At 56.8% G+C, this 10,896-nt stretch carries 12 protein-coding genes; 6 read left to right on the forward strand and 6 right to left on the reverse strand.

Annotation, left to right across the window (positions count from 1 at the left end; all coding sequences use genetic code 11):
• The 4 genes from H8Z83_RS17970 to H8Z83_RS17985 all read left to right on the forward strand — a co-directional run.
• A partial coding sequence (locus tag H8Z83_RS17970; protein WP_187016312.1) for a hypothetical protein occupies positions 1-357 on the forward strand: 357 nt, incomplete at its 5' end.
• Positions 354-767, forward strand: coding sequence for a helix-turn-helix domain-containing protein (locus tag H8Z83_RS17975; RefSeq protein ID WP_187016313.1), 414 nt, complete (start codon positions 354-356; stop codon positions 765-767). The genes H8Z83_RS17970 and H8Z83_RS17975, both read left to right, overlap by 4 nt.
• Before the next feature lie 16 nt (positions 768-783).
• Positions 784-1,002: a helix-turn-helix domain-containing protein gene (locus tag H8Z83_RS17980; protein ID WP_187016314.1), complete on the forward strand. Its 219-nt coding sequence runs from the start codon at positions 784-786 to the stop codon at positions 1,000-1,002.
• Positions 960-1,229, forward strand: a complete 270-nt coding sequence (locus H8Z83_RS17985; RefSeq protein ID WP_187016315.1) for a hypothetical protein — start codon at positions 960-962, stop codon at positions 1,227-1,229. Before H8Z83_RS17980 ends, H8Z83_RS17985 begins: the two co-directional genes overlap by 43 nt.
• A 372-nt stretch (positions 1,230-1,601) precedes the next feature.
• On the opposite strand, the gene H8Z83_RS17990 is transcribed toward H8Z83_RS17985, so the two are convergent.
• The 5 genes from H8Z83_RS17990 to H8Z83_RS18010 form a co-directional block, all read right to left on the reverse strand.
• Positions 1,602-2,843, reverse strand: a complete 1,242-nt coding sequence (locus tag H8Z83_RS17990; RefSeq protein ID WP_187016316.1) for a glycerate kinase type-2 family protein — start codon at positions 2,841-2,843, stop codon at positions 1,602-1,604.
• Positions 2,844-2,885: 42 nt separating this feature from the next.
• Positions 2,886-3,854 (reverse strand): D-2-hydroxyacid dehydrogenase, encoded by a 969-nt coding sequence (locus tag H8Z83_RS17995; RefSeq protein WP_187016317.1) that lies wholly within the window; start codon positions 3,852-3,854, stop codon positions 2,886-2,888.
• Positions 3,855-4,250: 396 nt separating this feature from the next.
• A complete protein-coding gene (locus H8Z83_RS18000) occupies positions 4,251-5,447 on the reverse strand; it encodes a mandelate racemase/muconate lactonizing enzyme family protein (RefSeq protein WP_187016318.1) in 1,197 nt (398 codons plus the stop codon).
• Positions 5,448-5,636: 189 nt separating this feature from the next.
• Entirely contained in the window at positions 5,637-6,635 is a 999-nt protein-coding gene (ilvC, locus tag H8Z83_RS18005; protein ID WP_187016319.1) for a ketol-acid reductoisomerase, read from the reverse strand.
• A gap of 176 nt (positions 6,636-6,811) precedes the next feature.
• A complete protein-coding gene (locus tag H8Z83_RS18010) occupies positions 6,812-7,528 on the reverse strand; it encodes a FadR/GntR family transcriptional regulator (protein WP_187016320.1) in 717 nt (238 codons plus the stop codon).
• A 374-nt stretch (positions 7,529-7,902) separates the two neighbouring features.
• Here H8Z83_RS18010 and H8Z83_RS18015 point away from each other — a divergent pair, with 374 nt between their 5' ends.
• A complete protein-coding gene (locus H8Z83_RS18015; protein ID WP_187016321.1) occupies positions 7,903-9,120 on the forward strand; it encodes a trans-sulfuration enzyme family protein in 1,218 nt (405 codons plus the stop codon).
• Between the two features lie 113 nt (positions 9,121-9,233).
• Positions 9,234-10,595, forward strand: coding sequence for a Na+/H+ antiporter NhaC family protein (locus H8Z83_RS18020; protein ID WP_187016322.1), 1,362 nt, complete (start codon positions 9,234-9,236; stop codon positions 10,593-10,595).
• A 104-nt stretch (positions 10,596-10,699) separates the two neighbouring features.
• Here the strand turns inward: H8Z83_RS18020 and H8Z83_RS20400 are convergent.
• Positions 10,700-10,896 (reverse strand): hypothetical protein (locus H8Z83_RS20400; protein ID WP_207732093.1); only part of this gene is annotated, 197 nt, incomplete at its 5' end.

The following is a 10,896-nucleotide window of genomic DNA, read 5'->3' on the forward strand; positions in this document are numbered from 1 at the left end:
TGTATGACCATGAATCCATTTGAACAAAGCACACAGCAGCTTCTGCGCTTCCTGACCTCCCACGCTGAGTGGGAGGTCATTGACTACATCCGGCAGGAAATACAGCATGACGCACCGGAGAGTGTCCCGACCGCAGATGAACTGCTCACTTTCTTCCGATCCCCGGATGCGCCGACCGCGCTGGACACCTACCAGCAAATGCTGGTGACCGATAAGCTGCTGGAGTACGCAGAGATCAGTCTGCGCACCCTCTGCGACCTGATCCGCTATCAGCAGCTCAAGGAATTGGGTGTTGTCCATTCCGCAAAGGAGTTCATTCAACTCTTCCATCCCGACGAACAGGAGGACATACCATGAATCAATTTCCCAGCAAAAACTATTTTACACTGCCGAACGAAATTTTTTCGCTGGGGCTGGGCGCAGGTGAGATCGCGGTCTACGCCTACCTCCGCTGTCTTGAGAACCCCAGTACCTACCAGTGCTGGCCCAGCTACGCCACGATTGGAAAAGCTATTGGCCGTACTAAAAATACGGTCATGCAGTATGTCGACGCGCTCTCGGAGAAAGGACTCATCTCCACAGAGCCAACCTCTGTCCTGACAAAATCCAGGATCAAAAAGAACGGCAATCTGTGCTATACCATCAGGCCCATCCATGAGGCCGTTGAAATTTTTCACACACGTCAACTGTCTGCGGTTGAACGAACAACAGAGCGGCGGCAAATTCATCGCAAGCTGTCCGCGGTGAATTTGTTGCCCGGTGCATAAGGAAAGGAAGAACAGAATGAAGCATTCCATCTACACAAGCTATGACGAGCTTCCGCTGATGCTCTCCGTGGCAGAAGTCGCCGCAGTGCTTGGGATCTCCCGTGCCGGTGCCTATGAGTTGGTGCATGGCAACGAATTCCCCGCGCTCAAAATCGGCAGCCGGATCGTTGTTCCAAAGGATAAGTTTCTCGCATGGATCGACGCAAACAGCGGTTCAAAAAACGCACCGCTGTAACTAAAGAACAGGCGCTCAATTTTCTGTACGCTAACGAAGCGGCTGAGCAAAACCGCGAAGCCCATCAATGCGGCAAGAGAAACAGCAATGGGATCACGCAGCCCGGCGGGGCCGCGACGCCTCGGAACAGCGACGCGCATGAGCGCATCGCTGTTCCGCAGGCTTTCTGCGTTCTTCGAGATTCCCCTCGACCAAGGCCTAAAAAGCGGCAAAGTTTGCCGTTTTAAGTCCCGGCCGCGCAGGGTTTCCGAACCGCGCAAAACGCTCCGAGGGTAGTGATAGCGCCCCCATCCAAAACGCCCCGTGTTTCGCCCTGTGAGCCGCTGTGTGCGCAGTTAGGGGCTGGGGTGGCGTGTGTACCCACCGCAGCCCCTTGAAACGAGCGTTGCGGCGTTTGTGCCGGAGGTGTTGAAGGCCATGTGACCAATGTGTTGGAAACGTTGGTATGACTGCGTTTCCTGCGCTTTTGCGGCTTTTCCGAGGACGAAAAAGAAAGCAGGATACCCGGATCCGTGGCTGATTTTTTGCCAATACGAGGCGAACATCTCAATTTTGATTGCGGCCGGCTGCGGTCCAACGCCTGCCGGCAGGGGAGGGGGTCACACCAGCAGCACCGTGATGTCGTTGACATTGGTGCCGGTAGGCCCGGTGACGATCAGCCCGCCGCAGGCTTTCAGGGCGTGGTAGGCGTCGTTGTCCGCCAGCGTTTTGTCGATGGAGATGCCCAGCGCCGCCAGAGCGTCCGCCGTGGCGCCGTCGGTGATGCCGCCGGCCGCATCCGTGGGACCGTCGGTGCCGTCAGAGCCGACGGAGGCCACCACCGCTTCCAATCCTGCCAGTCCTTCCGCTGCTGCCAGCGCCAATTCCTGATTCCGTCCGCCCAGACCGTGGCCCGCCAGGTGGACTACCGTTTCGCCGCCTAAGATATAGGCGGTTTTTTCGCCCTTTCCGGCGTGGGTCCCTGCCATGGCGGACAGGAAGCGGCCCGCTTCCCGGGCCTCGCATTGGAGCCGGTCCGTCAGAAGGCAGGTCCGGTAGCCAAGCGCTTCCGCACGGGCCGCCGCGTCCCGGCAGAGCTGGGCCACGCTGCCGGTGATGACCGTGGTGACGTTATCCAGCACCTTGGGCGGTTCCTGCTCCAGCAAGTTCAGCGCCTGGGGGCTGAGGGTCAGACCGTACCGGCTCACAAGGGCCATGGCCTGCGCCGTTGTGGTACTGTCGGGATAGGCGGGGCCGGAGGCGATCATATCCGGGGGATCTCCGATGACATCGGAGAGGAGGATGGCATACACATGGGCCGGGGCGCAGAGCTGGGCGAACCGCCCGCCCTTGACGCCGGAGAGCCGCTTGCGGATGGTGTTGATCTGGGTGATGTCCGCGCCGCAGGCCAGCATCTGGCCGGTGATGTCCTCCAGCTCCGCCAGAGGTACCAGAGGGCGCTCAAACAGGGCGGAGCCGCCTCCGGACACCAGAAACAGCACCCGGTCCCTTGCGCTGAGGCCGCTGACTGCCGCCAGCGCTGCTTCTGTGGCCCGGACGGAATGTTCATCCGGCACCGGATGACCTGCTTCATAGATGGCCAGATCACCGATGGGGCCTTGGCTGTGGCCGTATTTCGTCACCATCACGCCCTGTTCGATGGTGCTGCCCAGCGCGTCGTAAGCGGCTTTTGCGGTCTGCCACCCGGCTTTGCCGATGGAGACCAGCACCGTCCGCCCCTGACAGGGGGGCAGCTGGGCCAGCGCCCGCTGGATGGCGGCGTCCGGCACCGAGGCTTCAATGGCGCTGCGGCAGATGTCCTCCGCATCACGGCGGAGGGTTTGCAGGGTCTTGCTGTCCATAGTCAGGTTCCCCTTTCAAAATAGATGTCCCGTTGAAAAGGCTTACGGGTTCACCACGTTTTCAGGCGTTCCGCTCAGAAACGCCTTGATATTGTTGACGGTGCAGTCCATGATCCGCTGGCGGCTGCCCTGAGAGCCCCAGGACATGTGGGGGGTGATGATGCAGTTTTTCGCCGTCAGCAGGGGATTGTCGGCCTGGATGGGCTCCGTGGAGACCACGTCCAACCCAGCGAAGGCCACCTTGCCGCTGTTCAGAGCGTCTGCCAGATCCTGCTCTACCACCATCTGTCCACGGCTGTTGTTGAGGATGATCACGCCGTCCTTCATCTTGGCGATGTTCTCCTTGTTGATGATGCCCACGTTGAAGTCCGCTAAGGGCATCTGGAGGGCCAGCACGTCGGACCGGGCAAACAGGTCGTCCAGATCCACGAATTCCACCCCCAGATCCTTAGCGGCCTGAGACTGGGAGCGGTTGTAGGCGATAACGTGCATCCCCAGTCTCTTGGCGGCCTCGGCGGTGTGGATGCCGATGCGGCCGCAACCCAGCAGACCGAAGGTCTTGCCCGCCAGCTCGATGAGGGGATAGTCCCAGTAGCACCAGTCCGGGCTGTTCTGCCATTTGCCCTCATGGACGGTGCGGTCATGGTGGCCGATGTGGAGACAAGCTTCCAGCATCAGGGCGATGGTGAACTGGCTGACGGAATAGCCGCCGTAGTTGGGCACGTTGCACACGGGGATGCCCTTTTCCTTGGCGTAAACCACGTCCACCACGTTGTAGCCGGTGGCCATCACTGCGATGAACTTCAGGTTGGGGCAGTTGTCAATGACCTTCCGTGTCACGGGGGCCTTATTGATGACGGCAATCTCCGCATCACCGATCCGGTGGATGGTTTCATCCTCATCGGTCAGGCCGATGCGGTCATAGTATGTCACCTCACCCAAGGCTTCCAGCGGAGCCCAGCTCAGGTCGCCGGGGTTTTCCACGTAGCCGTCTGTTACAATGATCTTCATAGAATGTACTCCTTCGCAAAATGGGATATCCTTTGTTGAACGGGCCTGCGCACCGAAAAAATTTCTGCCCCCCGCGTGGAGCGGGAATATACTGCCAGCCCAGCCGCTAATGGCTACCCGACCTTACCGGCCAAGGGAATTTACCGCCTTTTCGACAGACGCGCTCTTGTTGCTTGGAATTATAGCCCTGCACCTGCCAGAGTGCAAGAAAAATAGTTGAAGGGCCGGGAGGGGGACATACCGCATACGGCGAAGGAAGCAAACGGAAGGAGGGACGTGGTTCAGCGTGAACCACGTCCCTCCTGGTCAAAACAGCCATCATCCTGACAGGCAGCGTAGGTCATACAGAATTTCCCCGCCGGATGTCAAGCGTATATAGCGTGGCTCCAAAGCAATTTACTGAATGGTGTAGACCCAGGTCTTAGCCATGGTCTCCTCGGTGATCTCCTGACCGATGCCGGGAAGCTCAGGGACCGTCAGCTCGCCGTGGTCGTCCGGCAGGTAGTCGTAGACGCAGGTGTCCCGCAAACCCTGCTTGATGCCGTAGGAGTGCTGCTCATGGATCAGGAAGTTGGGGATCGCGGTCTCCACATGGAGGGCCGCTGCCTGGGAAATGGGGCCGCCGCAGACATGGATCTGGACCTTCACATCATAGGTATCCGCCATGTCGCAGATCTTCTTGGCCTCGGAAATGCCGCCGCAGAGGCACACATCCGGCTGGATCACGCTGAGGGAGCGGTTCTCGAAGAAGGGGCGGTATCCCAGACGGGTGTAGATCCGCTCGCCGGAGGCCACGGGGATCCGGATATTTTCCTTGATCTCCCGCATGGAGACGGCGTTGAGGGGATGGACCGGCTCCTCGTAGTACATGATGTTCAGATCATCGATGTAGTTGGCCAGCTGGATGGCAGTACTGGTGTCCGTGAAGGAGTGAAGCTCGATGATGATGTCCAGATCGGGGCTGAGGTCCCGGATCGCCTGCAATCTGGCGCGAACCAGCTTCAGCACGTTCTGGGGGAGCTGACCCCGGAGACGCCAGTCAGCGTCCTGCTTCGTGCGCTGCCAGTTGCCATTGGCGGCAACGCCGACAGGGTCCACCTTCACGGCGGTATAGCCCTGCGCCATGGCCTTCTTGGCCGCCTCGGCATACTGCTCCGGCGTGACCATATTGCGGTCCTCCAGATCCCAGTCGAACTGGATCTGGCTGGCATAGGCCCGGAGCTTTTCATTGATCTTACCGCCTAAGAGCTGATAGACGGGGGCGTTGTAGTATTTACCCTTGATATCCCACAGGGCGATGTCAATAGCGCTCATGCCGGCGTTGATAACGGTGCCGCCGCCCATGCCCCAGAAGGTCGTGCGGAACAGCTGCTCCCGAATAGCTTCGCTGCGCAGGGGATCCTTGCCGATGATGAGCTGGCCGAAGTCCTTCACCATCCAAACGCCTGCGTTATGGGCGTTGCCGTAGGCCAGACCTACCTCGCCAAAGCCGCTGATCCCCGCGTCCGTGTTGATGCGGATGCAGATGGGAGAGCAGTCCTCGTAGTTCAGGCATTTGCCAAAATCGTATACGTCAATACTTGTGATCTTCATAAGCGTACTCCTTTTCTTGAAAACAAATATTTCTGTCAGCGTAACAGCCTGTGGGTATCCTCAAGAGCACATATACCATAGTTCTTTGAAAAATACAACCGAAGTTGTAAAAAAGCCGCGGAAAATTGCAGATTACAATTTTCCGCGGCCGTAGGGAACGTTTTGTAGAGAAGAATGAAGAGGGGGCGATCAGTTGGCCTTGCCGCCGGAGAGGTTCTTGCGGACCTCTGCCTCGACCACAGAGATGGGCAGCTTTTCAGTCTCGGCCCGCAGCTCATCAAACTTCTTCATATCGTCAGCCTTGACCTCTTCCCACTCCTGAGCGAAGCTGCCATCGACGATCTTGTTGTACTGCTCCTCGATGAACTGACGCATGGAGGTGTTGTCCACCATCTTGAAGCGGGACATCTGACCATACTGGCTGGTACGGCTGTGGAGGGGCAGCTGCTTGAACAGACCCATATCCGCCATCTTCTCCATCATGACCATAGGCTCCTTGGACATGTACATCTCGGTGAGGATCGCCTCAGCGGGCAGACCCTTCTCGGCGAAGAAGTCGAATGCAGTCACCATGACGTTCATGATCAGGGGCCAGATAGCCTGCTCACTCATCAGGTCCAGATAGGTCTCGTCGTTGAAGGTGACCTCGATGGCGCCGGCCTTGGTAGAGCCCAGAGCCTTGGCCAGACCAACGGCGATCTCCTTGGCGTGGCCGGTAGCGTCCTGATTGACGACCAGGAAGGTGGGGAAGCCGGTGCCGTTTTCATAGGTTTCACGAACGCCCTTGCCGATCATGCGGGGAGCGACCATGATCACGTCCAGATCAGCGGCGGGCTTGATGAAGCCATAGGTGATGTTGTAGCCAGAAGCAAAGTTCAGTGCTGCGCCGGGATGCAGGTTGGGAGCGATATCGCGCTCGTAGATCTCGGGAGCCACTTCGTCCGGCAGCAGAAGGAACACGATGTCAGCCTTCTTGGAAGCCTCAGCGATGGAATAAGTGGGGAAGCCGTCGGCGTTGGCGGTGTTCCAGGATTCATCATGGATGCTGCCAACGATAATGTGCTTAGCGCCGGAATCTCTCATGTTCAGAGCCTGAGAACGGCCCTGGTTGCCGTAGCCGATGATCGCAATGACTTTATCCTGGATCGCCTCGATGTGACCGTCCTGATCGTAATAAACCTTGCCCATAATAAGTGCCTCCTCAACGTATTTAAAAATAAAAGATACATGACATAAGACATCTGATGTTTAAAGTATAGCACATAGTCCCAGATTGTCAAGGGTGATTTCTCAATTTTTTGTAAAATTTTGTAAAAAGAAACGGCCCGGTGATATACCGGGTCGTTCCGTCTGATTTTATTATATTATAAGGTGGACTCCGCCACGGCGTCCTGGATCTTAAACGATGCAGCCCACTGTCTGGCGCTTGCAGCGATTACCTTTTCCGCGGCGACCGGGTCCCGGTTGACGATGGCCTGATAGATGCTCTCGTGGTCATGGAGGGCCACTTCGGGGTTATCCCGAATCGCGATGGCGATGGAGCGGCGGAACAGCTCGTTCAGCGCATTTCCCAGGCTGATCATAAAGGAATTATGCGTTGCCTGCAAGATCTGCCCGTGGAACAGGATATCGTCCTCCGCCTCCAGCGTGCCGTTCCGCAGCTTTTCGCGGAACAGCTCCAGCTTTTCACGAATGGCCGCAAGGTCATTGTCTGTTGCCTGGTGGATAGCGTAGGTCGTGTAGGCGGACTCTATAATATAGCGGAAGTTTTGCAGATCCTCCTCATTTCCGCTGTTGAGGTAGAAGTGAGAGAGCATGACATTCATATAGCCCTGCTCCGGATTCTTACTGATGACGGTGCACAACCCCCGGCGAATCTCTACGACGCCCAGGGCCTCCAGCATTTTGATGGCCTCTCTTACACTGCTCTTGCTGACCTGCAATTCTTCGGAAATTTGAATTTCCGTGGGCAGTACATCTCCGGGACCGAGCTTGCGCTCCATGATCATTTCTTCGATGGAATCAACCACCTGTCTGGAAAGACTTTTCTTTGGATCGCGCTGCTTTTTGCCAATCTCCATACCAACAACTCCTCACAAGCGGACACTCTTTGTAAGAAATGGCCGTGCATAAAGTACAAGGCCAACTGGCCTGCACAAAGTATAAAAAATTTTCAATTATTACTATATCATGTTCGGCTATATTATACAACTATTTTATTTGCGAATTGTTAACGTACCCAAACGTTTTCTCCAATACAAAAAGAAGAAAAAAGGGGAGAATGGAAGCAAACGATTACGAAAAATTATTCATTTTTCCCACAAAAAAGTGCTTTTTGTATCGTCAAATTGTGCAATTGACAAAAGAAGCGGAAACGTGTAGACTGTGCCTATAAGATATGACATCTGATGTTGCAAAAACCAATTTATGATTATTACTGAAGGAGGCTGCTAACATGAGCAAGCTGGACTGGAGCAATGTCGATTTTGAGACCATGATCATCCACGCCGGACAGGGCCACGATCCCGCCCACGGCGCGCTGGCCACGCCGATCTATCAGACCTCAACTTTCTGCTTTGAAACTGTGGAGGAGGGTGCTGACAAGTTTGCCAAGAAGATCCCCGGCTATCAGTACACCCGCGGCGGAAACCCCACCACCCGTGCCTTCGAGCTGAAGTGCGCCGCCATGGAGGGCGGTGAGGACGCTGTGGCCACCGCCTCCGGCATGGGCGCAGTCGGTTCTGTGATGATCGCGTTCCTGAAGTGCGGCGACCATGTGATCTTTGACAACTCTGTTTACGGCGGCACCAACGCAGTGGCGACCGTAAACCTCCCCAATATGGGCATTGAGGTCTCTCGCGTGGATACCTCCGATCTGGGGGCACTGAAGGCCGCCATCAAGCCCAACACCAAGATGATTTATTTCGAGACCCCCAACAACCCCATGATCAAGGTGACGGACGTTGCGGCTGTCAAGGCAGTCGCCGGCAAGGATATCCGCGTGGTGGTGGACGCTACCTTTGCACCGCCTCCCATTCAGCACGTGCTGAAGCTGGGCGCGGACGTGGTCCTGCACAGCATCACCAAGTACATCAACGGCCACGGCGATGCGCTGGGCGGCGTTGTGGTCGGCTCCGCTGCCGATATGGGCCTGATCCGCGGCAACGCCATGACGAAGATCAATGGCTGCCCGCCCTCTCCCTTCAACAGCTATCTGGTACTGCGAGGCATGAAGACCCTGGCGTTGCGTATTGAGCGTCACTGCCAGAACGCAATGGCGGTTGCCAAGTATCTGGAGTCCAACCCCTACGTGAAGAAGGTCTACTATCCCGGTCTGGAGAGCGACCCCAGCCATGAGCTGGCCTGCCGCCAGATGGAGAACGGCCTCTTTGGTGGTATCCTCAGCTTTGAGCTGAACGATGACGTAAAGGGCATGACCAGCTTCGAGGCTGGCAAGAAGCTGCTGAATAACCTGTCCATCGCTTCGATTGCCGTGTCTCTGGGCGACCCCGATACGCTGATCGAGCACCCCGCCAGCATGACGCACGCCGCTGTGTCCAAGGAGGACCGCCTGGCTGCCGGTATCACGGACGGTCTGATCCGCCTCTCCGTTGGCCTGGAGTCCGCCAGAGACCTTATCAACGATTTTGAAACCGCCTTTGCCACGATCTGATCCCAAACCCCCGTTATCCTCGTATTTGCCCCTCCGGAGAGGTCACGGCTTCTCCGGAGGTATCTTAAAAATCCAGAGAGATCTGTGAAATAAAAAAAGAGAGGAAGCGCATTATGGAGAACAAGAAATATTACGGTTGGAAGGGCTTTTTCCCCCTGCTTACGTTCCTGGCAATTTATCTTGGCAGCGGCTTGATCTGCGCCGCTCTGGGCTACGGTGGAGACTCCTTTAAGCAGGTTCCCCGTATGGCTGCCCTTGTGGGTGCGCTGCTGGTGTGCATGTGCATGGGCGGCAAAGAGCGTAGCCTGGAATACCGCATGGATACCTTCTGCAAGGGCATGAGCAACCAGGGCACGATGATCATGATCATGGTGTTCCTGCTGGCCGGCGCCTTCTCCGGCGTCGCAAAGGCCATGGGTGGCGTGCAGGCCACTGCAAACCTGGGCCTGAGCCTGGTTCCGACCCAGTTTATGTTTGCCGGTCTGTTCCTGATCTCCGCATTTATGGCGACCGCCATGGGCACCTCCATGGGCACCATTTCCGCTGTTGGCCCCATCGCTGTGGCTGTTGCTGAGAGCGCGGGCTTGAATCTGGCTCTGGCGATCAGCACTGTTCTGGGCGGCGCCATGTTCGGCGATAACCTGTCCATGATCTCCGATACCACCATCGCTGCGACCCGTGGCTGCGGCTGCGAGATGCGGGATAAGTTCAAGATGAACGGCGTGATCGCCGCAGTTGCCGCTGTGCTCGCCATGGTCATCTATACCGTGGTCGGCAGCGCCGCTGAGCTGACCGGTGATTTCTCCTATGAATTCATTAAGGTCATTCCCTATATCTTCATTCTGGTGTTCGCCCTGACCGGATGCAACGTGTTTATCCTGCTGCTGGCCGGTATCGGCGTGGCTGGCGCCATTGGCTTCGCGACCGGTTCCTTCGATATCCCCGGCTTTGCGCAGGCTATGGGCAGCGGCATGAGCGGCATGTATGACATCTGCCTGATCGCCCTGCTGCTGCGCGGCGTTGGCGGTGTTGCCGAGGAACTGGGCGCTATTGACTGGCTGGTGAAGAAGATGCACGCCAGCGTAAAGACCCGCAAGGGTGCTGAGTACATGACCGCCGGCATGGTCTCCGTGTTCGATGCGGCTATGGCCAACAACACCATCGCCATCATGATGGCTGCTCCCCTGGTGCGCAAGGTCGTGGCGGAGCACAATGTGGCTCCCAAGCGTGCGGCCTCCATCCTGGATATTTTCTCCTGCGTGGTCCAGGGCATCATTCCTCACGGCGGCCAGATCCTGCTGTGTGTCTCTCTGACCGGCCTGTCTCCCTTCTCCATCATCGGCGCCAACTACTATTGCTTCCTACTGGCGTTGGTGGCTCTGGCTACGATCCAGTTCGGTCTGGGCCGTACCAAGGAGGAAAAGGAAGGCATCCGTATGTACGATGAGAACGATGAGGTCGTCGCTCTGAAGTGATTCGTGGTATCTCCCATTTAAATGAAAGGATAGACGGACACTGGCCAATCTGACCACTGGCTGCGTGCAGTGACAATGGAGCCATAAGCAATGAAACAGGGCGATCATTCCGTTTCGGATGATCGCCCTGTTCGCCCCTGTTTTTTTGAAAAAGATTGACAAGACAGAACACTTATAATAAAATCACAAAAGAGGAATATCGGCGCTGCCGCAAGCCCATTGGCATTGGTTCTCTTGTCGGTGTCATCATTGGCGCAACGCCCGGCACTGGCGGCGGTTTGGCGGCGTTTATTGCTTACAA

It is taken from the genome of Dysosmobacter segnis, from assembly GCF_014297285.1.
Taxonomy (GTDB): Bacteria; Bacillota; Clostridia; order Oscillospirales; family Oscillospiraceae; genus Oscillibacter; species Oscillibacter segnis.

Bases quoted from the DNA above. Each gene is read 5' to 3' on its own strand.
- H8Z83_RS17995 (WP_187016317.1), bottom strand. From the start codon at position 3,854: ATGAAGATCATTGTAACAGACGGCTACGTGGAAAACCCCGGCGACCTG.
- H8Z83_RS17985 (WP_187016315.1), top strand. From the start codon at position 960: ATGGATCGACGCAAACAGCGGTTCAAAAAACGCACCGCTGTAACTAAA.
- H8Z83_RS18020 (WP_187016322.1), top strand. From the start codon at position 9,234: ATGGAGAACAAGAAATATTACGGTTGGAAGGGCTTTTTCCCCCTGCTT.
- H8Z83_RS17975 (WP_187016313.1), top strand. From the start codon at position 354: ATGAATCAATTTCCCAGCAAAAACTATTTTACACTGCCGAACGAAATT.
- H8Z83_RS17980 (WP_187016314.1), top strand. From the start codon at position 784: ATGAAGCATTCCATCTACACAAGCTATGACGAGCTTCCGCTGATGCTC.
- H8Z83_RS18000 (WP_187016318.1), bottom strand. From the start codon at position 5,447: ATGAAGATCACAAGTATTGACGTATACGATTTTGGCAAATGCCTGAAC.
- H8Z83_RS18015 (WP_187016321.1), top strand. From the start codon at position 7,903: ATGAGCAAGCTGGACTGGAGCAATGTCGATTTTGAGACCATGATCATC.
- H8Z83_RS17990 (WP_187016316.1), bottom strand. From the start codon at position 2,843: ATGGACAGCAAGACCCTGCAAACCCTCCGCCGTGATGCGGAGGACATC.
- ilvC (WP_187016319.1), bottom strand. From the start codon at position 6,635: ATGGGCAAGGTTTATTACGATCAGGACGGTCACATCGAGGCGATCCAG.
- H8Z83_RS18010 (WP_187016320.1), bottom strand. From the start codon at position 7,528: ATGGAGATTGGCAAAAAGCAGCGCGATCCAAAGAAAAGTCTTTCCAGA.